Source organism: Paractinoplanes maris (assembly GCF_023544465.1).
Taxonomy (GTDB): Bacteria; Actinomycetota; Actinomycetes; order Mycobacteriales; family Micromonosporaceae; genus Actinoplanes; species Actinoplanes maris.
On the sequence record NZ_JALPVL010000008.1, the window covers coordinates 265,811 to 287,262 of the forward strand.

Annotated in this window: 24 protein-coding genes; 16 read left to right on the forward strand and 8 right to left on the reverse strand. The window is 72.2% G+C overall.

The window, feature by feature from the left end:
- Positions 1–27: 27 nt before the first annotated feature.
- Positions 28–555 (reverse strand): dihydrofolate reductase family protein, encoded by a 528-nt coding sequence (locus NAG42_RS24140; RefSeq protein WP_250033256.1) that lies wholly within the window; start codon positions 553–555, stop codon positions 28–30.
- Complete coding sequence (locus NAG42_RS24145; protein WP_250033257.1) at positions 555–1,910, reverse strand: hypothetical protein; 1,356 nt, start codon at positions 1,908–1,910, stop codon at positions 555–557. Before NAG42_RS24145 ends, NAG42_RS24140 begins: the two co-directional genes overlap by 1 nt.
- A 106-nt stretch (positions 1,911–2,016) precedes the next feature.
- On the opposite strand from NAG42_RS24145, the gene NAG42_RS24150 reads away from it, so the two are divergent.
- The 3 genes from NAG42_RS24150 to NAG42_RS24160 are packed head-to-tail and all read left to right on the forward strand — an operon-like array spanning position 2,017 to position 4,705.
- Positions 2,017–2,922, forward strand: a complete 906-nt coding sequence (locus NAG42_RS24150; RefSeq protein WP_250033258.1) for a hypothetical protein — start codon at positions 2,017–2,019, stop codon at positions 2,920–2,922.
- 5 nt (positions 2,923–2,927) lie between these two features.
- The gene (locus tag NAG42_RS24155) at positions 2,928–4,082 is read left to right on the forward strand and encodes a sensor histidine kinase (protein ID WP_250033259.1); all 1,155 of its coding nucleotides are present in this window, start codon (positions 2,928–2,930) and stop codon (positions 4,080–4,082) included.
- Positions 4,079–4,705 carry a response regulator transcription factor gene (locus NAG42_RS24160; protein ID WP_250033260.1) on the forward strand — a complete coding sequence of 209 codons (627 nt, stop codon included), beginning with the start codon at positions 4,079–4,081 and terminating at the stop codon, positions 4,703–4,705. Before NAG42_RS24155 ends, NAG42_RS24160 begins: the two co-directional genes overlap by 4 nt.
- A gap of 87 nt (positions 4,706–4,792) precedes the next feature.
- Here NAG42_RS24160 and NAG42_RS24165 read toward each other — a convergent pair whose 3' ends face one another.
- Positions 4,793–4,915: a ribosomal protein bL36 gene (locus NAG42_RS24165; protein ID WP_127501833.1), complete on the reverse strand. Its 123-nt coding sequence runs from the start codon at positions 4,913–4,915 to the stop codon at positions 4,793–4,795.
- A 137-nt stretch (positions 4,916–5,052) separates the two neighbouring features.
- Here NAG42_RS24165 and NAG42_RS24170 point away from each other — a divergent pair, with 137 nt between their 5' ends.
- A complete protein-coding gene (locus tag NAG42_RS24170) occupies positions 5,053–6,699 on the forward strand; it encodes a S8 family peptidase (RefSeq protein ID WP_250033261.1) in 1,647 nt (548 codons plus the stop codon).
- On the opposite strand, the gene NAG42_RS24175 is transcribed toward NAG42_RS24170, so the two are convergent.
- A complete protein-coding gene (locus NAG42_RS24175; protein WP_250033262.1) occupies positions 6,692–7,159 on the reverse strand; it encodes an NADPH-dependent FMN reductase in 468 nt (155 codons plus the stop codon). The genes NAG42_RS24170 and NAG42_RS24175 overlap by 8 nt on opposite strands.
- Positions 7,160–7,172: 13 nt before the next feature.
- Positions 7,173–7,655 (reverse strand): flavin reductase family protein, encoded by a 483-nt coding sequence (locus tag NAG42_RS24180; protein ID WP_308201182.1) that lies wholly within the window; start codon positions 7,653–7,655, stop codon positions 7,173–7,175.
- A gap of 170 nt (positions 7,656–7,825) precedes the next feature.
- Here NAG42_RS24180 and NAG42_RS24185 point away from each other — a divergent pair, with 170 nt between their 5' ends.
- From NAG42_RS24185 to NAG42_RS24205, 5 genes are all read left to right on the forward strand, one after another.
- The gene (locus NAG42_RS24185) at positions 7,826–8,317 is read left to right on the forward strand and encodes a winged helix-turn-helix domain-containing protein (RefSeq protein ID WP_250033264.1); all 492 of its coding nucleotides are present in this window, start codon (positions 7,826–7,828) and stop codon (positions 8,315–8,317) included.
- On the forward strand, positions 8,314–9,585 hold the full coding sequence (locus NAG42_RS24190) for an FAD/NAD(P)-binding protein (protein WP_250033265.1): 1,272 nt from the start codon (positions 8,314–8,316) through the stop codon (positions 9,583–9,585). The genes NAG42_RS24185 and NAG42_RS24190 overlap by 4 nt, the downstream gene beginning before the upstream one ends.
- Before the next feature lie 161 nt (positions 9,586–9,746).
- A complete protein-coding gene (locus NAG42_RS24195) occupies positions 9,747–10,778 on the forward strand; it encodes a S1 family peptidase (RefSeq protein ID WP_250033266.1) in 1,032 nt (343 codons plus the stop codon).
- A 136-nt stretch (positions 10,779–10,914) separates the two neighbouring features.
- The gene (locus tag NAG42_RS24200; protein ID WP_250033267.1) at positions 10,915–11,547 is read left to right on the forward strand and encodes a sensor domain-containing protein; all 633 of its coding nucleotides are present in this window, start codon (positions 10,915–10,917) and stop codon (positions 11,545–11,547) included.
- Positions 11,548–11,572: 25 nt separating this feature from the next.
- Entirely contained in the window at positions 11,573–12,076 is a 504-nt protein-coding gene (locus NAG42_RS24205) for a mycothiol transferase (protein WP_250033268.1), read from the forward strand.
- Here NAG42_RS24205 and NAG42_RS24210 read toward each other — a convergent pair.
- The gene (locus tag NAG42_RS24210; RefSeq protein WP_250033269.1) at positions 12,073–13,050 is read right to left on the reverse strand and encodes a hypothetical protein; all 978 of its coding nucleotides are present in this window, start codon (positions 13,048–13,050) and stop codon (positions 12,073–12,075) included. The two genes, NAG42_RS24205 and NAG42_RS24210, sit on opposite strands and share 4 nt — an antisense overlap.
- Before the next feature lie 141 nt (positions 13,051–13,191).
- On the opposite strand from NAG42_RS24210, the gene NAG42_RS24215 reads away from it, so the two are divergent.
- Complete coding sequence (locus NAG42_RS24215) at positions 13,192–14,166, forward strand: serine hydrolase (RefSeq protein WP_250033270.1); 975 nt, start codon at positions 13,192–13,194, stop codon at positions 14,164–14,166.
- Here NAG42_RS24215 and NAG42_RS24220 read toward each other — a convergent pair.
- Complete coding sequence (locus NAG42_RS24220) at positions 14,141–14,737, reverse strand: DedA family protein (RefSeq protein ID WP_250033271.1); 597 nt, start codon at positions 14,735–14,737, stop codon at positions 14,141–14,143. The genes NAG42_RS24215 and NAG42_RS24220 overlap by 26 nt on opposite strands.
- Positions 14,734–15,510, reverse strand: a complete 777-nt coding sequence (locus NAG42_RS24225) for an MBL fold metallo-hydrolase (protein WP_250033272.1) — start codon at positions 15,508–15,510, stop codon at positions 14,734–14,736. The genes NAG42_RS24220 and NAG42_RS24225 overlap by 4 nt, the downstream gene beginning before the upstream one ends.
- Before the next feature lie 59 nt (positions 15,511–15,569).
- On the opposite strand from NAG42_RS24225, the gene NAG42_RS24230 reads away from it, so the two are divergent.
- From NAG42_RS24230 to NAG42_RS24255, 6 genes are all read left to right on the forward strand, one after another.
- The gene (locus NAG42_RS24230) at positions 15,570–16,535 is read left to right on the forward strand and encodes a diacylglycerol/lipid kinase family protein (RefSeq protein WP_369077111.1); all 966 of its coding nucleotides are present in this window, start codon (positions 15,570–15,572) and stop codon (positions 16,533–16,535) included.
- A 28-nt stretch (positions 16,536–16,563) separates the two neighbouring features.
- On the forward strand, positions 16,564–17,523 hold the full coding sequence (locus NAG42_RS24235) for a YihY/virulence factor BrkB family protein (RefSeq protein WP_250033274.1): 960 nt from the start codon (positions 16,564–16,566) through the stop codon (positions 17,521–17,523).
- A 40-nt stretch (positions 17,524–17,563) separates the two neighbouring features.
- On the forward strand, positions 17,564–19,033 hold the full coding sequence (locus NAG42_RS24240; RefSeq protein WP_250033275.1) for a phosphatase PAP2 family protein: 1,470 nt from the start codon (positions 17,564–17,566) through the stop codon (positions 19,031–19,033).
- Positions 19,030–19,809 (forward strand): endonuclease/exonuclease/phosphatase family protein, encoded by a 780-nt coding sequence (locus NAG42_RS24245; RefSeq protein ID WP_308201183.1) that lies wholly within the window; start codon positions 19,030–19,032, stop codon positions 19,807–19,809. The genes NAG42_RS24240 and NAG42_RS24245 overlap by 4 nt, the downstream gene beginning before the upstream one ends.
- 134 nt (positions 19,810–19,943) lie before the next feature.
- Positions 19,944–20,696 carry an AlbA family DNA-binding domain-containing protein gene (locus NAG42_RS24250; RefSeq protein WP_250033276.1) on the forward strand — a complete coding sequence of 251 codons (753 nt, stop codon included), beginning with the start codon at positions 19,944–19,946 and terminating at the stop codon, positions 20,694–20,696.
- A 36-nt stretch (positions 20,697–20,732) separates the two neighbouring features.
- Positions 20,733–21,434, forward strand: a complete 702-nt coding sequence (locus tag NAG42_RS24255; protein ID WP_250033277.1) for an ATP-binding protein — start codon at positions 20,733–20,735, stop codon at positions 21,432–21,434.
- Positions 21,435–21,452 lie beyond the last annotated feature (18 nt).

Below are 21,452 nucleotides of genomic sequence, written 5' to 3' on the forward strand. Positions count from 1 at the left end.
GAACAGCCGGGAACCGGCGCCGGGACGTCAGCGCGGGGTGTACTCGAGGAGAACCACGCCGGAGGGGAAGGCGGTGGCCTTCGTGTGTGACAACGGCAGGGCGACCTCGTCGAACAGGCGGATGCCGTGGCCCTGGACGACCGGGTGGACAAAGAGGCGGAACACGTCGACCAGGCCGGTCGGGATCAGTGAGCGGACCAGCGTCGTGCTGCCGGTGACGGTGATGTCGCGGCCGGGCTGCTTCTTGAGGGCGGCCACGGCGTCCAGGTCGCGCAGGATCGTCGTGTTCGGCCAATCCGCCTGCTCGAGGCCGGTCGACACCACGTACTTGGCCACCTGGTCGAGGTAGGCCGAGATCTTTCCCTCCTGGTGCGGCCAGAAACCGGCGAACTCCTCGTACGTCACCCGGCCCAGCACCAGCGCGTCGGAGTCCGCGCCGTGCCGGTCGTTGACGGCGGCCAGTTCGGCGTCGTCGGTCATCGGGTCGAACCATCCGGCCATGGGCGAGATGATCCCGTCGAGGGTGCTGTTCTCGGTCACGATGAGTCGGCGCATCACCTGCCCTTACCCGCTCCGGGCAGGAAACCTCGCACGGCGGCCAGGCCCAGAGCCGTACGCGGATGGTAGGCCGTCCGCCACAGGCCGCCGTGGGCCGCCGCCACCGCCTCGTCCGGCCAGGCCAGCGGGGCGGCCGCGCGGGGCCGGCGGATCTGGTGGACGAGCAGCAGCGCCATCAGGCGGTTGGCCGTCTCGGGGCGGAAGATCTCGACGTCGAACAGGTGGGCCCCGGCGTAGGCCGCGGCCAGCAGCCGGTTGCTGGTCACCGAGCGGGTCCAGGTCGGCGGCGCGACCGCGAAGCTGACCACGCCGTCGCGCCGGGCGACCGAGGCCCGCCAGCGCTGGATCCGCTTGGCCAGCGCGTAGTTCGGGCCCTGCTGCGGGACCAGGCTGTCGTTGATCGGCTCGCCGCGATAGTTCGGCTGCAGCAGGTGGCCGCCGGACAGCGCCGCGGTCACCCGGGCCCGGCGTGAGCGGGCCTCGAAGCGCCGGGTGGACTGGGTCACGGCCGCCGGCGGCACGGCGAAGACGTCGGTCGGGGTGGCCAGGAAGGCCAGCGCGACGTCGTCGCGGCGCGCGCGCAGATGGACCGCGAGAGCGTCGAACGCGACCGAGAGCTGGGCGTAGGCGGCGCCGGGGGCGTAGACGTAGTTGCCGAGGATCAGCCGTCCGTCGATCCCGTCCAGCCAGTGCGCGACCGCGCCCGGCTCGGTCAGCAGGTCGGCCCCGGGGTCACGTCCGGACAGCACCGGTGCGATGAGCGTGCCGGCCGAGGGCACTGTCGAGACGCGTCCCCACACGGCGGGCAGGTCGACCGCCACGACCGTGCCACCCCAGCCGAGCACGGCCGGCACCGGGCCCATCTCGGCCGCGGCCCCGACCGCCACCAGCCGCTGGTCGGAGAGGTCGAGCCAATCCGGGTTGTCGATCACCTCGCGCACCGCCCCGGCGCACGACTCCTCGATCACCCCGGCCGCCACCCACGCGTCGAGGCGTTGCCGCAGAGCATCACCCCGCAACAGTTCCTTCCCGTACGGGAGCACGACCTCCGTCTCCGGCGCGCGATCACCGGTGACGGTCACCGTCTCGAACGGCTTCTCGGGCCGGTCGAGCGGGACCGGCATCCGCCGGTGCACCGAGTCGAGCCCGGCTGAGGCGATGGCGTACCCGTCGGTCAGCCCGGCCGAGACCAGCGCCCGGAAATGCCGCAGGTAGCCCCGCCGCCAGTCGGTCTCGGCAGCGGCGGCGCCGGCGGCGGCCGGGTCGGCGGCCCGCAGGGCGTCGGCGACCACGTGGCGGCCGAAAGCAGCACTGCTGCGCCGGCCCGTCTCATCGGCGGGAAACTCGATCACGCGCGACAGTATCTCCTCCCGGGGTAGGAGGCGCCTTCCGACCACCGGCCGCGATCGGGGCCCGCGGGCGGACGAGACGCCGCTGGGAAACCACGACGCTTCGGTCATGACTACCGTTGCCCTGCGCACCACCCGATGGCACCGGCCGCTGCTGGTGCTGACCGCGGCGATGGCCGGGCTCGCGCTCGTGGCCGCCGTCGGCCTGCTCGCCGACGACCGCATCCTGGTCGGCGCGCCGATCTGGGCCAAGCCGTTCAAGTTCGCGGTCTCGTTCGCGCTCTATGCCCTGACGCTGGCCTGGATGCTGGCCGTGCTGCCGCGGCGCAGCCGGGTCGGCGAGTGGGCCGGCCTGGTGATCGTCGCCGTCTCGTTCGTCGAGATGGCCATCATCACCGGGCAGACCGTGCGCGGGCACCGCAGCCACTTCAACGACACCAACGCCCTCGACAGCCGGCTCTGGGCGATCATGGGCGCGTCGATCATGGTGTTGTTCGTCGCGCACCTGGTCATCGCCGTGGTCGCCCTGCGCCAGCGCATCCCGGACCGGGTGGCCGCGTACGCGATCCGGGCCGGCCTGCTGCTCTCGCTGCTCGGGCTGATCGTGGCCTGGCCGATGGTGATGCCCGGCCAGGCGTCGCCGGCCGAGGCGATCTCGGGTGCCCACGCGGTCGGGGTGGCCGACGGCGGGCCCGGGCTGCCGCTGCTGGGCTGGAGCACCACCGGCGGCGACCTGCGGATCGGGCACTTCGTGGGCATGCACGGTCTGCAGGCCATGCCGCTGCTCGCGCTGCTGCTGACCCGGCGCACCCGCCTCGATCCGGCGGTGAGCTCCCGGCTGATCGTGGTGGCCGGTTTCGCGTACGCGGGCCTGACGCTCCTGACCACCGGGCAGGCCCTGCGCGGTCAGCCCCTGCTCGAGCCGGACCTGCTCACTCTGGCCGCGCTGGCCGTGCTGGTGGCCGGAACCGTCCTGGGCGGCCGCGCCGTGCTGCGCACCCAGCGCCTAGGCTGAGCGTCATGGGCTGGCTGGCTCGCCTCTTCGACAAGCGGGACACCTGGGCCCGGATGCTGCTGCTCGACCTCAGCGGCCTGAGTTACCTGACCTTCTACGGCGGTGGGGCGCCGGGGCCGAGCCCGGCGCAGTGGGGCCTGGCGATCGCCGCGTTCGTCACGATGCTCGTCCTGTCCCGGCTGCCCCGGATCAACTTCCTGGTGCAGACGGCCCTGCTGGTGGCGGCGTTCGTGCTGGTCGACGACACCACGATCAACCAGGTCGGCAGCAGCTGGGCGCTGGGCGAGCTCGTCGTCCAGGCGAGCCGGCCGCGCGTCTTCGTGCTGGCCGCGACCCTGCTGACCGCCCTGCACATCGGTCTCGACGTGCTCCCGATCGACGACCGGCTCGGCCGGGAGTTCCTCGGGCTGCTCGTGCCGATCGGGTTGCCGCTGATGCTGGGCCTGGTCGTGCGGACCTCCCGCGAGCTCAGCCGGCAGGCCGAGCAGCAGATCGTCGCGGCCGCCCGCGCGGCCCGGGCCGACGAGCGCAGCGCGATCGCCCGCGAGCTGCACGACGTGGTGGCCCATCACGTGGCGTCGATGGTGCTGCGGGTCGGGGTGGCCCGGCACGTGTTGCCGGGCCTGGACCCCCGGGTCGGCGAGGTGCTCGACGACGTGCACCGGACCGGGACGGCGGCCCTGTCCGACCTGCGGCGACTGGTCGCCGTGCTGCGCGCGGACGGGGACAGCACCGACGCCGCGCTGACCGCGATCGAGCCGGGCGCGCTGCCCGCGGCTCTGGGTGCGGCCGTCGACACGGCCCGGCGCACCGGCCTGACGGTCGAGGCCGACATCGACGAGGCGGTGGGGACGATCGACGCCATCCGGGGTCTCGCCGTCCTGCGGCTGACCCAGGAGGCGCTGACCAACGTGGCCAAGCACGCCGGTCCCGAGGCCCGGGCGCGCCTGCGGGTGGCGGTCGGGGCGGGCGACGTGGTCTGGGAGGTCAGCGACGACGGCGGTGCCGGGCCGGTCCGGGCGACCCCGGGCGGCGGGCACGGGCTGACCGGCATGCGGGAGCGGGTCGAGGTGCTGGGCGGCACCCTGACCGCGGGGCCCGAGGGCTCGGGCTGGCGGGTCGCGACCGTGCTGCCGGTGCACAGCGGGGCGGCCGCGTGATCCGGGTCCTGCTCGCCGACGACCAGCGGCTGATCCGGGCCGGGTTGCGCATGCTGTGCGACGCCGAGCCCGACCTCGAGGTGGTCGGCGAGGCCGGCGACGGTCGTGAGGCGATCACGCTGGCCGCGCGGCTGACGCCCGACGTGATCGTGATGGACCTGCGGATGCCGGGCGTCGACGGGATCAGCGCCACCAGCCGGGTGCTGGCCGAGCGGCCGGCGACCCGGGTGCTGGTGCTGACCACCTTCGGCGACGACGACCACCTCTACCCGGCGCTCAACGCGGGGGCCTGCGGGTTCCTGCTCAAGGACGCGCCGCCCGAGGAACTGCTCGAAGGCATCCGGCGGGCGGCGGCGGGGGACAGCCCGTTCAGCCGGGACGTGCTGCGGCGGCTGGTGCACCGGGCGACCAGCGCCGGAGCCGATCAGCGGCGCCCGGTCGAGGGGCTGACCGCGCGTGAGCGGGACGTGCTCGACTTGGTGGGGGAGGGACTCTCCAACGCCGAGATCGGTGAGCGGTTGCACATCGGCGTCACCACCGTGAAAACCCACATCACGGCGCTGATGGCCAAGACCAACAGCCCCAACCGCGTACGCCTGGCGCTGGTGGCCCACCGGCAGTGAAAAGCCGGAGCCCCATGGCGGTGGGACTCCGGCTTTGTCTCCTCCACGGTAACGCGGTTTGCACCCCGGCGTCCCGTGAACGTGCTATCAGCCCTGGCGGCCGTTCCAGCGCGGGTTCTTCTTGTTGATCACGACCTGGCGGCCGCGACGACGAGTGACCACGCTTCCGGGCTTGCTCTTCAGCGACCGCAGCGAGTTTCGGACCTTCATGATCGGTACCTCTCTCCGCGCCGGCGAGGCGTCCGCCGGTCGCGAGTGAAGTAACGCCCGGGGCAGGGCCGGTATTTCCCGGGTACGAGCCGGGGTTTTGCCTCATGTCGGCCGGGTGCCGCACCGATCACAGGGCCATGCGTATGCGCTCCCTGGCCACCGCGGCCGCCACCGCCGCCGTGGTCATCGCCGGCACCGCCCTCCCCGCCCAGGCCTTCGTCCCGGAAGGAGCCGTCTTCGGTGCCGGCGTCCCGGGTGCCATCCCCGGTCGCTACATCGTGACCCTGAACCAGCCGGTCGGCGGTGACGCCTCGGCCCTGTCGGTCGACGGTGGAACGACCTACGTCGCCGACCTGAGCGCCACCCAGGCCCGCCGGCTCGCGGCCGACCCGGACGTGCGTTTCGTCGAGCAGGACCGGATGCTGACCCTGCAGGGCACGCAGAAGAACCCGGCGTGGGGTCTCGACCGCATCGACCAGCGGGCCACCAAGGCGTCCAAGTCCTTCACGCCGACCGACGACGGCAGCGCGGTGCACGCGTACGTGCTGGACACCGGCATCCGCATCACTCACGCCGACTTCGGCGGCCGGGCCACCTACGGCTACGACGCTCTCTCGGGCACGACCACCGCGAGCGACTGCAACGGGCACGGCACCCACGTGGCCGGCACCATCGGCGGCTCGGTCTACGGCGTGGCCAAGAAGGTGAAGCTGGTCGCCGTCCGGGTGCTGGACTGCGAGGGCAGCGGCTCGCTGTCCCAGGTGATCGCCGGCGTGAACTGGGTCACCGCGCACGCGGTCAAGCCGGCCGTGGCCAACATGAGCATGGGCGGCTCGAACAGCAAGTCGCTCAACGCCGCCGTCCAGCGCTCGATCAACTCCGGCGTCACCTACGTGGTGGCGGCGGGCAATGAGAACGCCAACGCGGCCACGATGAGCCCGGCCAACCTGCCCGCCGCGATCACCGTGGGCGCCACCGACAGCGCCGACCGGCGGGCCTCGTTCTCCAACTACGGCTCGGTGCTCGACCTGTTCGCGCCGGGCGTCAACATCCGCTCCGACTACTACGGCGGCGACCGCCTGACCGCGGTGGCCAGCGGCACCTCGATGGCCTCCCCGCACGTGGCCGGCGCGGCCGCGCTGGCCCTGGACGCGTCGCCCGGGCTGACCCCGGCCCAGGTGCGCAACTACCTGGTCAAGAACGCCACCACCAGCAAGATCAAGAACCCCAAGGGCTCGCCGAACAAGCTGCTCTTCGTGCCCAAGCCGCCGGCCAAGCCGGTTGTCAAGACCGCTTCGCTGACGGTGACCGCCGGTCAGGCCTACGCGGGCAAGCTGGCCCTCACCGGGAGCCGTTCGGGCACCTGGAGCATCGTGTCCGGCAAGCTGCCCGCCGGTCTCACGCTCTTCCCGAGCGGGTCGATCACCGGTACGCCGAAGGGGCCGGGCTCGGCCACCGTCACCGTCCGGTTCACCGACTACGTGCCGCAGTCGGTCACCCGGGCGCTCAAGGTGACGGTCCGCACGACCACGCCGGTGATCTCCTCGGACTCCCTGGAGCCGGCCGTGACCGGCGCCTACTACTACCAGCAGCTGACGGTCGCGGGCGGTCGCCCCGGCACCTGGTCGATCGGCGCGGGGGCCCTGCCCGACGGCCTGACCCTGTCGTCCGGCGGCATCCTCGAGGGTGTGCCCACGACCGCGGGCAGTGCCGCCTTCACCGTGGCCTTCACCGACGCCTTCGGCACCCGGGGCCTGCGCGACCTGACGATCGACGTCAGCTGAAGCCCGCGGCGTACTTCTGAGCCACCGCAACGGAATCCGGAAGGTCTGCCTCGACGACGGGCAGGCCTTCCGCCACGTCCGCTCCCAGCTCGGTGAGCAACTGGCGCAGCAGCGCCTCGGCCGCGGCCGCCTGAGGTGCGATCCCGGCGGTCACCACGGGCACGGCCCGCTTCCCGGCGAGGGCCTGGGACGGCAACTGATCGAGCAGGACCTTCAGTACGCCGGTGTAGCTGCCCTTGTAGGTCGGCGTCGCCACCACCAGCACGTCGGCCTCGCGCAGCGCCGCCACGGCGGCCGCGGTCGCCTCGTCGCCCGGGGTGAGCAGGCCCGCGCCGAGCTCACCGACCTCGATCACCGTCGGGCTTCCGTCGCGGGCGAGGGCCCGGCCGACGGCGATGGCCAGAACTGACGTCCGGGAACCCGGGCGGGGGTTGCCGGACACGACGACGTAGTGGGTCATCGACTCTCCCGGATCAGGCGGCGTGCCGCAGATGGGTGTAGTGCCCGTCGTGATAGACGAGCGGGGTCACGGAGTCGTCCTCGTGGTGCCAGCCGGCCTCGGGTGCGGCCAGCACGATCGTGTGGTCACCGGCCTCGACGCGCCGCACCACGCGGCAGACGATGCGGGCCAGCACACCGTCGAGCAGCGGCACGCCGCCCGGCCCGGGCTGCCACGCCCCGTGGGTGGCGAAACGGTCGATGTTCCTGGTCGAGAACGTGCGGGCCACCTCCTCCTGCTCCCGGGTCAGCACGTGCACCGCGACGACGCCGGCCGCTTCCACGGCGGGCCAGGCCGAGGCGGTGTGGGCCAGGCAGAACGAGACCAGCGGCGGGTCGAGCGAGACCGAGGTGAACGACGTGGCGGTGAAACCGGCGGGCGGCTCACCGGGCGCGGTGATGACGACCACGGCCGCGGCGTGCCGGCGCAGGAGGGCCCGGAAAAGATCCGTGTCCACGCCGTCCACATAGTGAGAAAAACCGGAATCGGACGAACTTGCGGTACCCGTTACGGCTGCTTGCATGACCATCACCGTGCGCCCTTTCCAGCATCGATGTCAACGCGCTTCCCATATCCTAGTTAACCTAGGGGGTATAGTGATCCGGCCGCCACCGGAGGGAGAACCCCATGTCCGCGCTCGCCATCGCCCACCCCGCCGTTCCACGCCGCCGGCTCCACCCCGTGCCCACGCTGCCCGAGCCGCCGGTCACGGTCACCATCAGCATCTCGGGGACGGGCGCCGGCCGCGATCGGGTGGTCGCCGCCCTGCGCGACTTCGTGGACGCGGCCGGGCCGGCGATCTCGGTCGAGCCGGAGCGGGCCGGCGGGCTGCGGCTCGACCCGGGGGCCCGCACGGCCGTCCGCGACGGGCAGCCGCTCGACCTCAGCCGCCTCGAGTACGACCTGCTGCTGTTCCTGGCCCGGCACCCGCGCCAGGTCTTCAGCCGCAGCCAGCTGCTGTCCCAGGTGTGGGGACACACGCACACCACCAACCGCACGGTCGACGTGCACGTGAGCCGGCTGCGCACGAAACTGGCCGACCCCGAGGTCGTCACCACCGTCTACGGGCTCGGCTACCGCCTGGCCGACGATTCCGGCGTGACGGTGGTCGAGCGGTGACCCCCTCTGTTCGCACGGTCGCCGTGGTCGGCGGCGGCTGTGCCGGTGTGCTGGCCACCCGGGAGCTGCTGCGCGGCACCGGCGACCGGGTCGTGCTGATCGAGCCGGACGAGCCGGGTGGTGGCCTGGCCTACGGCTCGGCGCGGCCGTGGCACCTGCTCAACTCGAGGGCCGGTGCGATGAGCGCCGACCCGGACGACCCGGGTCACTTCGCGCGCTGGGCCGGGTGCTCGCCCGGCGAGTTCCGGCCCCGGGCCGAGTACGGCCGCTATCTCCGCGATGTCTTCGCGTCCCTGGCGTCGGAGGATCGGCTGACCGTACGGCGTTCCCGCGCGGCCGGCCTCTCGGCCACCGGGGTGCGGCTCGCGGACGGGTCCGAGGTCCGCGCGGACGGTGTGGTGGTGGCCACCGGCAACCCCGCGCCCGCGCAGCCGGTCGGGCGCCCCGACCACCCCGACTACGTCGCCGACCCGTGGGCCAAGGGCGCGCTCGAGGCGATCCCCTCCGACGTGCCGGTGCTGCTGGTCGGGGCCGGGCTGACCGCGATCGACGTGGCGCTCACCCTCACCGCGTCCGACCGGGACGCGCCGATCACCGCGGTCAGCCGCCGGGGCCAGTTGCCGCTGACCCACACTGAGGTGGCCGCGCCCCCGGTCGGGCTCGCGCTCGACGACTGCACCACGCTGCGCGACATCGTCCGGGCCGTGCGGGCCGAGGCGGCGCGGGCGGGGGACTGGCGGGCGGTGGTCGACGGCCTGCGCCCCTACCTGGACGAGATGTGGACCGCCTTCACCCCCGACGAGCAGGACGCGTTCCTGCGTCACCTGGCGCGGCCGTGGGAGTGTCACCGGCACCGGATGGCGCCGTCGGTCGGGGCCCGGGTCGCCTCGCTGCGCCAGGACGGCCGGCTCGAGGTGCGGGCCGGGGGCATCCGGTCGATGACCGCGCCGCCCGCCGGTGGCCTGCTCGTCGAGCTGGAGGCCGGGGTGCAGTGGTTCGGGGCCGTGGTCAACTGCGCCGGGCCCGGTCGCCTGCCGGCTGCGGCCGGCTCGTTCGTGGGCAGCCTGCTCGAGGCCGGTCAGGCGCGGGTCGGGCCGCACGGGCTGGGGCTCGACATCGATCCGGCCGGGCGGTTGATCAGCGCCGGCGGGCGGGTTCAGCCGGACCGGTGGCTGATCGGGCCGCTGCGCCGGGGTGCGAAGTGGGAGACGACAGCGGTGCCCGAGATCCGCTCGCAGGCGCGGGGTTTAGCCATCCCGGTTGGATAATACGATTCGCGCTATGTGGGGTGGTTGTCGCAGGTCAGACGGATTTCGCTCGCTGCCGCGGGAAATGTGAACATCTTGTCGAACCATCGAGAACCCTCAATACTCCGAGGGCAGAGTGGTACGCCGGATCCGGCGTACCCCCACCCCCTGGGAGGACCCCCGTGCTCAACCGGAAGCTGCGCCGGCCGATCGTCGGCCTTGCTGCCTGCATGCTCGTCGGCACCGGACTCGCCGCCTCACCGGCGTCGGCCGCCCCCGCCGGCGACCCGTCGTTCGCCCCGTCCGCTCTGTCCCAGAAACTCGACGCCCAGTTCGGCGTCAACGACGCCGGCTCCTACATCGACGACGCCGGCAAGGTCGTCGTCAACGTCACCGACGCGGCGACCGCCCGCTCGGTCAAGGCGGCCGGCGCCGTCCCGCGCTTCGTCACCCGCACCGGCGCCGAGCTCGCCTCCGCCGACAACGCCCTCAAGAGCAGCCTGAAGACCCCCGGCACCGCGTTCGCCATCGACCCGGTCAGCAACCAGGTCGTCGTCGAGGTCGACAGCACCGTCACCGGTGCCGCGCTCGCCGCGGTCCAGGCCACCGTGGCCAAGCTGGGTGACAAAGCCCGCATCCAGCAGGCGCCCGGCGCGATCACCACGAAGATCAGCGGTGGCGACGCCATCTACGCCGGTGGCAGCCGGTGCTCGCTCGGCTTCAACGTGCGCTCCGGCAGCACCTACTACTTCCTGACCGCCGGCCACTGCACCAGAGCCGCCAGCACCTGGACCAACGGCTCGGCGACCCTGGGCACCCGGGCCGGCAGCAGCTTCCCGGGCAACGACTACGGCATCGTCCGCTACACCAACACGACCATCACCAAGAGCGGCACCGTCGGCAGCCAGGAGATCACCTCGGCCGGCACCCCCGCCGTCGGCGCCACGGTCACCCGCCGCGGCTCCACCACCGGCATCCGCTCGGGCCGGGTCACCGCCCTCAACAGCACGGTGAACTACGCCGAGGGCTCGGTCTCCGGTCTGATCCGCACCACCGTCTGCGCCCAGCCGGGTGACAGCGGCGGCTCGCTCTACGCCGGCACGACCGCCCTGGGTCTGACCTCGGGTGGCAGCGGCAACTGCACCTCCGGCGGCACCACGTACTTCCAGCCGGTGACCGAGCCCCTGAGCGTCTACGGCGTCCAGGTGTTCTGATCCACCCAGCTCCACAACGGACGGCCCCGCCCTCACCGGCGGGGCCGTCCTCGTCCCGAGGGTAGGGGTAGCCCTACCTTCGATCGGGTGGCTCACGGGATCGGCAGCCGGCGCACGGGTGAATAGCGTCGACGGCATGACGACGACTCAGCTCGAGACGGCTCCTCAGCTGGACATGCGGCCGACCGCGGCTCAGCTCGAGACCCCGCTGGCCAAGCAGGTGGCGGACAACTCGCGGTACGTCCTGAGTGGCTTCCCGATCGCGCTGGCGTCGTCCGTGATCGTCCTGGCCGCCTTCGTGGCCGGGCTCAGCCTGGTGGTCGTCTGGATCGGCGTACCCCTGCTGGTCCTCGCCCTGACCCGGTCGCGCACGGTCGCCGCCGCGGAGCGCGCGCGGGTCGCCGAAGTCCTCGGCGTCCCGATGCCGGCGCCGGCCCCTCGCACCGGCCGGCTCACCGCCCTGATCACCGACGGGCCGGCGTGGCGGGAACTGGCCCACGCGATCCTGCGCCTCGTTCCGAGCACGATCGCCTTCTCCGTCGTCGTGACGTGGTGGGCCGGGATGCTGGGCGGTGTGAGCTTCGCCCTGTGGGGCTGGTCGCTGCCCGGCGACGACCTGCCCGAACTGCTCGGCCTGAGCGACACCTACCCGGCGTCCATCGCCTTCTATCTCGCCGCCGGCGTGCTGTTCGCCCTGACTCTGCCGGCCGTCGTCAGCGCCGCGGCCCACTTCGAGGCCCGCTTCGCCCGCCGCCTCCTCAGCCGCTGACCGTCCTGAGGCTTATCGTCGAGGCTTGACGAACTTTCCCCGGCTGCACCCGCCCGAGCGCGAGACGCTCACCCAGTTTCTCGACGAACACCGCGCGATGGTGCTGGCCGCCCTGGCCGGGGTCGGCGACGAGGAGGCGGCGGCCCGGTTGCTCCCGGCCACCGGGATGACGATCGGCGGGATCGTGAAGCACCTGGCCCACATGGAAGACCTCTGGTTCACCCACACCCTGCTCGGTGCCGCCTACCCCGAGCCCTGGGCCGCGGTCGGCTCGGACGAGACCTGGGCCTGGGCGTCGGCCGGTCACGACTCGGCCGGGTCACTGCGCGAGCTGTACGCCGTGGCCTGTGCCCGGAGCCGGGCCGCCGTGGCCGGCGTCGACGACCTGGGACGGCGCGCGGCCCGGTCCTCGTTCGGCAAGGCGCCGGTCAGCCTGCGCTGGATGCTCGTGCAGATGATCCGGGAGACCGCCCAGCACTGCGGTCACCTCGACCTGATGCTGGACGTCCTGCGCCGCGGCTCCCGTTAGCGGGTCTCCTCGACCCGCTCCTCGCCCCGGCGGCGCAGCAGCTTCAGACCGGGCAGGCCGGCGATCGCCAGGTGCAGGTCCTCGGTGACCTCGAGCAGCTTGTGCAGGTCGGGGCCGACCTGGTCGAGCTTGCCGAGCAGCGGCATCACGTCGTCGACCAGGTGGGCCCGCAGCGTCGGGAGCTGGTCGATCATGCGGATGGCGGCGGTCACCTCCTCGGAGGACAACTCGTCGACGAACCGGCGGGCCAGCGGCGCGCCCTTCAGGAGCGCCTCCGAATAGGCCGCCAGCAGCAGGGCGGCCTCCTTGGCGGAGGCGTCGGCACTGCCGACCACCAGCTCGGCGCGCGCGCTGACCTCGGTGGCCCGCTCCACCACGCCCGCCGCGGCGTCGGAAACCCCGACCGCCCGCAGGACGACCCCCTCGGCCCGCTCGCTGACCTCCTCGGCCCGGCCCACCACCTTCCCGGCCCGCGCGCTGATGTCCTCGGCCCGCTCGACGACCCCGCCGGCCCGGCCGCTGATGTCCTCGGCGCTGCCGACGACGATGCCGGCCCGGCCGCTGATCTCTTCGGCGCTGCCGACGACGGCGCCGGCCCGGCCGCTGATCTCTTCGGCGCTGCCGACGACGATGCCGGCCCGGCCGCTGATCTCTTCGGCGCTGCCCACGACGGCGCCGGCCCGGGAACTGATCTCGACGGCCTGGCCCACGACGCCGGAGGCGGTGGCGGCGATCGCGCGGGCCTCGGCCACCGTCGACTCGGCCGCCTCGACGACCCGGGTCACCCGCTGGATCAGGCCCTCGGCCTCGTCGGCCAGCATGGTGACCCGGCTGACCAGGAGCTCCGTCTGGCCGAGGAGCCCGAGCACGCGGACCGGAACGGTGGCCGCGGCCGCCGCCGTCTCGACGACCTGGCCGACGGCGGAACGAGCGAGCTCGGCGATCGCGGCCGGAGACACCAACGGGAAGCGCATGCACCCATCATGCGCCCACTCGTCACCTCCGGCCGGGGGGTCACCCTTCGTGAGCGAGCCGTGCGCCGAATGTCGGTAGTCTCGGTCAATCTCCCCGCCGAAGCACCCTAGGACGCCCATGAACCGTCGAGACACGGCACTATGGCAGGCGTGCGACGTACGCGAAACTGGATTCTGGCCATTGCGGCGGTGGGAGTCCTCGGGGGTGCGGGTTTGGTCGGCGCGGGCATGATGCGCGACTCCGGGGGCAGTTCGACGCCGGCGGCCGGCACGTTCCATGACGCCGGGGCCAAGGCGGCTGGGGCTCCGGCTCAGGCCGCTCCGCCCCAGGCCGCTCCACCCCAGGCCACGCCGGCTCCGACGCCCACCCGGACCGGTCCGGGTCCGGCCGAGGTGCGGGCGGCCCGGGTCCGAGCCCTCAACGCCGCGCTCAAGAAATACGCCGCGTCGGCCCCCGAGTTCTCGGTCGCCGTGCTCGACCGCCGCACCGGCCAGCGCTACTCCTATCGCGGCGCCGAGCGATACGAGACCGCCAGCGTCGTGAAGGTTCAGGTGCTGGCCTGCCTGCTGCTCAAGGCCCAGGACGCCCGCCGCGACCTCACCGCCACCGAGTTGTCGCTGGCCAAGCGCATGATCCGGCTCAGCGACAACGACGCCACGACCTCGTTGTTCGGCAAGCTCGGCCGCGCCTCCGGGGTCGGTGCCTGCAACAAGCGGCTCGGCCTGACCCAGACCACGGTCAACAGTGCCTGGGGCCTGACCCGGACCACCGTCAACGACCAGGTCAAGCTGCTCGCCGAGCTGGTCGACACGTCCGGCCCGCTCGACGCCGGCTCGCGCAAGCTGGCCCACACGCTGATGAGCACGGTCGACGACAGCCAGGACTGGGGTGTCCCGGCGGTCGCCCGGAGCGGGGAGAAGTTCACCGTCAAGAACGGCTGGCTGGCCCGCTCGACCGAGAACTACCGCTGGATCATCAACTCGGTCGGCCGCGTCACCGGGCCGGGCACCGACGTCTCGATCGCCGTGCTGTCCCACGACAACGCCAGCATGTCGGGCGGCATCAGCACGGTGCAGAAGGTCGCGAAGCTCACGCGCCAGCACTTGAAGTATTAGCCTCGGCCGCCCGGGCCTCGCGGCGCTTCGAGATCCACGAGATGGTCTGGTTGATGATCAGGATGAGCAGGACGGCCGCGATCACGCCCTCCCACGGCTCGGGGAAGATCGAGCCGCCGGCCACCCCGATCCCGGCGTAGACGGTCGACCACAGGGCGCAGGCCGGCGCGTTGGCCACCACGAAGGTGCGCCACGGCATGCCCAGGAAGGCCGCCGCCAGCAGCACCGGCACCCGGCCGCCGGGGATCAGGCGGGAGACCAGCAGCACCGGGATCTGTCTCTGCTGCAGTTTCTCCTTGACCGACACCAGGTGCTCTTCGTCGCGCAGCCAGCGCAGGCGCTTGGCCAGTTTCTCGCCGCCGACCCGGCACATCGCATACATGACCAGGTCACCCACGTACGCCCCGGCGGCACCGGCGGCGATGACGAAGACGATGAGGACCGGGTGGTGCTCGTGGAAGGCCAGCGCCGCGGCGCCGCTGACCGCCGCGCCGGTCGGGACGATCGGAATGATGGCGCCGAACGCCACCACCGCGAAAAGCCAGGCCAGCGTGCCCAGGGTGGCCGTCACCCGGGACGTCCGACGGTCAAGGTCCCGCCGTGGGCCAGCACCCGCACCTGGGAGTCGGGGGCGGAGCGCAGCGCGACGCGGGCGAACTCCTCGCCGGGGTCGCGGAACATGTGCGAGCGGATCCGGCCCATGCCGACCGGCCACAGCGTGCCGTAGTGGATCGGCACCGCCCAGGCGGCTTTCGCCCGCCGCAGGGCCTCGGCGCCGGCCGCCGCGTCCAGGTGGTGCAGCGAGCCGAGCGTGGGCCCCCAGCCGCCGACCGGTATCAGGGCCAGGTCGAGCGGGGCCAGGTCGTGCATCTCGTCGAACAGACCGGTGTCACCGGCGAACCAGGTGCGGGCCTCGCCCTCGACGACGAACCCGATGGCGATCGCCCGCTCCCGGGACCACGGGCCGCGGCCGCCGTCGTGGGCCGCCTTCACCGCGCGGATCCGGAGGGAACCGGCGGTGGTCTCCTCGCCCGGCGCCAGCTCGACCGTGCGGGCGGCCGCCTCGGCCCCGAGTGACCGGGTCACGAACGATCCGGCGCCGCGCGGCACGATCAGCCGCGGGGTGCCGCCCAGCTTGCGCAGCGACGCGACGTGGAAGTGATCGGCGTGCAGGTGGGAGAGCAGCACCGCGTCGGGAACGCCGGCCGGCTCGGGGGCCGGACCGGCCATCCGGCGCAGGTGAGCCACCCGGCTCGTGAGCACCGGGTCGGTCAACAGGGTGGTGCCGGAGTCGGAAAGCCACACAGTGCTGTGGCCCCACCAGGTGACCGTAGTCGTGCTCACACATTCCACGGTACAGAAGGTGAGTTTCGATCCCGGCCCGCCCCGGGCACACTGTCGCCGTGACCGGACCCCGCAGCGCCGTAGTAGTGAACCCCTCCAAGGTGCCCGACATGGACGAGCTTCGCCGGATCATCGGCGAGGGCCTGAGCCAGGCCGGGTGGCCCGACCCGGCCTGGTACGAGACCACCCCCGAGGACCCGGGCGAAGGTCAGGCCAAGCAGGCCGTCGAGGACGGGGCCGAGCTGGTCTTCGCCTGTGGCGGCGACGGCACGGTGATGGCCGTGGTGACCGCCCTGGCCGGCTCCGACGTGACGATGGCCGTGCTCCCGGCCGGCACCGGCAACCTGCTGGCGGCCAACCTCGGCCTGGGCACCGACCCGGCGACCGGCGTGGAGGTGGCCCTCGAGGGCGGCCGCCGCCGCATCGACGTGGGTGTCGTCGACGACAAGTGCTTCGCGGTGATGGCCGGCATGGGCTTCGACGCCCAGATGCTGGAGAAGACCTCGGACGAGGCGAAGAAGCGGATCGGCTGGCTGGCCTACATCGGCGGCGGGGTCAAGGCGCTGCGCGACCGGCCGATGCGGGTGCGGATCGTGCTCGACGGCGGCAAGGTGATGCCGCGGCGCCCCCGATCGGTGATCGTCGGCAACGTCGGGCGTCTGCAGGGCGGCGTACGGCTGCTGACCGAGGCCGACCCGGCCGACGGCAAGCTCGACGTCGCCATCCTGAGCCCCAGCAACCTCGGGCACTGGGTGTCGCTGGCCTGGGGCGTGATCCGCCGCCGCAAGCGGGTGCCGCTGATGGAGACCTACACCGCCGAGCACGTCGAGATCCAGGCCCGCTCGGCCCAGCCCCGGCAGCTCGACGGCGACCTCATCGAGCCCGGCCGCACCCTCAAGGTGTCGGTCAAGCCCGGGGCGCTGCTGCTCAGTGTGCCCCGCCCAGCCGGCGACCCCGACCTGGCGTACGACGTGAGCGTCGCGGCCGAGGCGGCCGAGGACATCCGCGAGGCCGCCCGTGAGTAGTACGGAGCCCGTGCCCCAGACCCGCGACATGAGCGGGGACGAGCTCTCGGCGGACGACGCCGTCCACGCGTTGTGGCACTACGGGCGGTGGCCGCTGGTCCGCGACGCGTTCATCCGGTTCCGCTACGGCGACGGCTTCAGCCATGCCCGGGCCTTCGCGTTCCAGCTGTGCCTGGCGATCGTGCCGTTCCTCATCGCGCTCTCCGGCCTGGCCGCCGACCTGGGCGCCGAGGACGGCGGCCGGGTCGTGGCCGAGACCATCCTCGAGCTCACCCCGGGCGCCAGCGACCCGCTGGTCAGCCAGTTGCTGGAGGACACCGAGGAGTCCAGCGACGCCGGCGAGCTCGCGCTGACCCTCGGCCTGATCACCGGCCTGGCCGCACTGATCACGGCGATCTCCCAGATCGAGCGGGGCGCCAACCGGATCTACGGCGTCGAACGTGATCGTCCGGCCCTGTTCAAATACGTCCGGGCCACGATCCTGGCCGCCGTCGCCGGCCTGCCCGCCCTCTTCGGCTTCCTGCTTCTGGTGGCGGGCCGCCCGTTCGGCGACGCGGCCGCCCGGCACTGGCCCTGGGCGGAGGACGTCCGGGTGTTGTGGGACTTCGTGCGGTGGCCGCTGAGCCTGCTGCTGATCGTCTTCGCCGTCGCCCTGCTCTTCAAGTACTCGCCCCGCCGTCGCCAGCCCGGCCTGTCGTGGCTGCTCTTCGGCGCGGGGCTGGCCACCGCGCTGTGGTGGCTGGCCAGCTTGATGCTGGCCGGGTACGTGCGCTTCGGCTCGGGCTTCGGTGCCACCTACGGCCCGCTGACCGCGATCATCGCGCTGCTGCTGTGGGCCAACCTGACCGGGATAGCGCTGTTCCTGGGCCTGGCCTTCGCGGCCCAGCTCGAGGCGGCCCGGGTCGGCGCGCCCCGCCCGGCCAAACGCGACCGATGGGAGCCGGAGGACGATTCGTCCCCCGGTGTACGCGCGAAGCGCTCAGGGTAAAGGCGGGTCACCTTCCGACCCGGCGACAAAGGAGCTCGATGTGACCGACGACAACCGCGTGGTGGAACGCGCCGGTTGGGCCCCCGTCCGCCACTTCGCCGAGCGCAGCGTCGCCGGCTTGGCCGGGGTCGTGCTCGCCGGACTGGTCTTCGGCACGTTGCTGCTGCTGGTCAGGGCCAACTGGAGCCCGCTGCGCCGCCTCGACGAGTCGATCGCGAGTGGTCTCAACGACCTGGTCGCGCCGCATCCCGCGATGGTCGAGGTGCTCACCACGATCACCTCGGCCGGCGGCCGGGGAGTCCTGGCCCCGCTGGTCGTGATGGCCGTCGTGCTGCTGCTGATCCGCCGCCTGCCGCGCCTCGCGCTGTATGTGGCGGTCACCGGGCTCGGCGCGGTGGTCCTCGACCCGTCGCTCAAGGCCGTGGTCGGCCGGCTGCGGCCGGTGGTGGCCGACCCGATCGCCTTCGGCGGTGGCAACAGCTTCCCGAGCGGTCACACGCTGGGCGCCACGATCGTGTACGGAATGCTGGCGCTCGTCCTGCTGTCGGCCACCCGCGGCCGTCACAAGGCCTGGATCCTCTCGGTGGCGGCGGCGGTGATCGTGGCCGTCGGACTGACCCGGATCGCGCTCGGCGTGCACTTCCTCTCCGACGTGCTGGCCGGCTGGATGCTCGGCCTGGCCTGGATCAGCGTGACCGCGTACGCGTTCCGGGTCTGGCGCCGCGAAGCGGGCCACGCCGTGCCGCCGCTGACCGACGGCCTCGACCCCGACGCGGCCGACGACCTCGTGCCGGCGCCGGCCGAGCGCGCGGTGCTGCCCCATCCGTGGGCCAAGGGAGCCGAGATCCTGGTCGGCTGGGTGTTCACGTTCGGCGTGCTCTACTTCGTCGGGTACGCGGTGACGCGCTGGGAGCCGTCCTTCGACGACGGCGTGCCGCGGTGGCTCCAGACCTTCCGTACGTCGTCTCTGGACCACCTCAGCTGGCTGGCCTCCAAGGCCGGGGACACCCACGCGGTGCTCATCGTCTGCCTGGTCTTCTGCCCGCTCGCCCTGGCTCTGTGGCGTCAGTGGCGGCCGATCGTGTTCGTCGTGCTGACCATGATCGGCGAGCTCACGCTGTTCCTGTGCGCCGCCGCCGCGACCGGCCGCGCCCGCCCGTCGGTCGAGCAACTCGACGGCCAGATGCCGACGTCGTCCTTCCCGTCCGGTCACATCGCCGCCACCATGTGCCTCTGGGTGGCGATCGCGGTGGTCTGCATGCCCCGCGTACGCCAGTGGTGGCGCTGGGTCTTCCCGGTGCTCGCCTTCGTGATGCCGGCGCTGGTGGCCCTCTCCCGGATGTATCGCGGCATGCACCACCCCACCGACGTCCTGGGCGCGACGCTGCTGACCGCCTGCTGGGTGACCGCCCTCTACTTCGTCATCCGCCCCAACGCCCGCCCCGAGACGGTGACCGAGGCCGCCGAGGAAGCGCACCTCGCCCGCGACCACGAGGTGGTGACGGCGTGACGCTGCGTTTCCTCACCTGGAACATCAAGACCGGTGGCAAGGGCCGGCTCGACGCGATCGCCGCGGTGATCCGGCGCGAGCAGCCCGACCTGCTGGCCCTGCAGGAGCTGCGCGACTTCGACCGCGACGGCGGCCGGGTGCTGCACGAGCTGGCCGGCGCGGTGGGCCTGGTGCCGCACCTGGCCCGCTCGTTCCTCGGCCAGCCGGTCGCCGTGCTGGTCCGCCCGTCCATGCAGATCATCGACCGGGCCGAGGTGCGCTGGCGCCTGCACCACGCCGCGGCGATCGTCACGGTGGCCACGGCGTCGGGCCCGCTGCGGATCGTGAGTGCCCACCTCAACCCGTTCTCCCCCTACCGCCGCATGCGCGAGGCTGTGTGGCTGGCCGCCCGCTACAACCCGGCTCAGGTCCCCACCGTGATCGCCGGCGACCTCAACGGCCTGGACCCCGGCACCGACCACACCGAGACGCTGGCCCCCCAGCCGGGCTTCCTGCGAGCCCGCCACCTGGCCCGCGACGGCTCGGCCGACACGAGAGCGGTGGCCGCCTTCCTCGACGCCGGCTACGTGGACCTGTGGAAGGTGGCCGGCTCCGGTTCCCCCCTGACCGTCCCCACCACCCGGGGCGGCGGCCGCGAGTTCTCCCGCATGCGCCTCGACTACGTACTGGCCACCCCCACCCTGGCCCAGGCGGCCACCGCCATGACCGTGGTCCGAGGCGACGAAACCGAGTTCGCCTCCGACCACTACCCCCTCCGCGTCGACCTGCCCGGCTGACCCCCGAGATCAAGCGGCGTTCGATTCGTGCCGGCTGGCCTGGGAGTGGTCATACGTAAGCTAGTCGTGTAACAATGCCGCGTGCCCGCAGATTTGATCTTTGAGTCATCCGTCGAAGACGCCGAGGGTCGTCGATGAGTCCCGCGCGGCCGCCCGAGCAGCTCGTTCGCCTTGTGCGAGAGCTACTGAGGCTGCCGGTCGAGACGGAGTGGCTGGAAGACAAGGTGGGCCACTGTGAGCCTGCGGAGATCGGGAGCTACATCTCCGCGCTGGCCAACGGCGCTGCCTTGGCCGACCATGATCGCGGATATCTCCTGTGGGGAATCGAGGATGGCACCCGAGCCCCGGTCGGGACGGATTTCGAGCCGTTGCGGCATAAAGTCGGTAACGAGAATCTGGAGAACTGGCTGCTGCGACACCTGAGCCCGCAGATCCACTTTAGTTTCCACAGCGTTGCCGTCGGCGACAAGCCACTGGTCGTCCTGGAGATCGACCGGGCGGTGCAGCAGCCGGTGACGTTCAAGGGCGAAGCCTTCATCCGGATCGGCTCCTACAAGAAGAAGCTCAACACGCATCCCGACGTGGAACGGCGGCTCTGGAAGTCGTTCGTGCACGGCACGTTCGAGGGCGGCATCGCGGCCGACCACTTGAGCCCCTCCGAGGTGCTGCAGTTGCTCGACTATCCGTCCTACTTCCGGATCATGAAGGCGCCCCTGCCTGAGAGCCGGTCCGGAATCCTGGATGCGGTCACACACGAGGGTATGGCGGTGGCGGACGACTGCGGCAGCTGGGCGGTGACGAACCTCGGGGCCATGCTTTTCGCGCACGACATCGCTGCTTTCTCAGCGTTGCGCCGCAAGTCCGTGCGGGTGGTCCAATACCGCTGAAGCAGTCGCGTCGAGACGATCAAAGAGCAGGAGGGTGTGCACGGCTACGCCGCCGGGTTCGCCGGCCTGGTCCGTTACATCGATGAGCTGATTCCCTCGAACGAGGTAATCGGACAGGCGCTGCGTCAGACCGTCAAGCTCTATCCAGAGCTCGCCGTCCGCGAGCTGGTGGCGAACGCTCTGCTCCATCAGGACTTTCTCGTCTCCGGCAGTGGGCCGACCGTGGAGATCTTCGACGACCGGATGGAGATTACGAATCCGGGACGACCGCTGGTGGATCCGCTGCGGTTCGTCGACAGTCCCCCGGTGAGCCGAAACGAGCGTATGGGGAGGGCCATGCGGCGGGGCGGTCTCTGCGAGGAGCGCGGCAGCGGATGGGACAAGGTGGCTTTCGAGATCGAGTTCCACCAGCTTCCGGCCCCGCTGGTCGAGGTGACTCAGGAACACACGCGGGTCACCCTCTACAGCCACCGGGATTTACGCGACATGGATCGTGCCGACCGGGTCCGGGCCGTCTATCTACACGCGTGCCTGCGCTACGTAAGCGCCCAGCGGATGACGAATACCTCAGTGCGTGCACGGTTCGGCATCGAGGCACATAACAGCGCCAGGGCCTCACGGTTGATCAAAGAAGCGATTGACGGAGAGTTGATCGGCCTGCGTGACCCGCAAGCGCCAGTCAAGCTGCGTGAGTACGTACCTTGGTGGGCTGCCCCGGACGGCAGCCTGCCGGCCTGAGTCGGGTGGGGCTTGACG

Coding starts and splice junctions, on each gene's coding strand:
- NAG42_RS24165 (WP_127501833.1), bottom strand. CDS start 4,915: ATGAAGGTCCGAAACTCGCTGCGGTCGCTGAAGAGCAAGCCCGGAAGC.
- NAG42_RS24200 (WP_250033267.1), top strand. CDS start 10,915: ATGACGACGACTCAGCTCGAGACGGCTCCTCAGCTGGACATGCGGCCG.
- NAG42_RS24185 (WP_250033264.1), top strand. CDS start 7,826: ATGTCCGCGCTCGCCATCGCCCACCCCGCCGTTCCACGCCGCCGGCTC.
- NAG42_RS24215 (WP_250033270.1), top strand. CDS start 13,192: ATGGCAGGCGTGCGACGTACGCGAAACTGGATTCTGGCCATTGCGGCG.
- NAG42_RS24170 (WP_250033261.1), top strand. CDS start 5,053: ATGCGTATGCGCTCCCTGGCCACCGCGGCCGCCACCGCCGCCGTGGTC.
- NAG42_RS24150 (WP_250033258.1), top strand. CDS start 2,017: ATGACTACCGTTGCCCTGCGCACCACCCGATGGCACCGGCCGCTGCTG.
- NAG42_RS24140 (WP_250033256.1), bottom strand. CDS start 555: ATGCGCCGACTCATCGTGACCGAGAACAGCACCCTCGACGGGATCATC.
- NAG42_RS24155 (WP_250033259.1), top strand. CDS start 2,928: ATGGGCTGGCTGGCTCGCCTCTTCGACAAGCGGGACACCTGGGCCCGG.
- NAG42_RS24175 (WP_250033262.1), bottom strand. CDS start 7,159: ATGACCCACTACGTCGTCGTGTCCGGCAACCCCCGCCCGGGTTCCCGG.
- NAG42_RS24250 (WP_250033276.1), top strand. CDS start 19,944: ATGAGTCCCGCGCGGCCGCCCGAGCAGCTCGTTCGCCTTGTGCGAGAG.
- NAG42_RS24210 (WP_250033269.1), bottom strand. CDS start 13,050: ATGCGCTTCCCGTTGGTGTCTCCGGCCGCGATCGCCGAGCTCGCTCGT.
- NAG42_RS24235 (WP_250033274.1), top strand. CDS start 16,564: ATGAGCGGGGACGAGCTCTCGGCGGACGACGCCGTCCACGCGTTGTGG.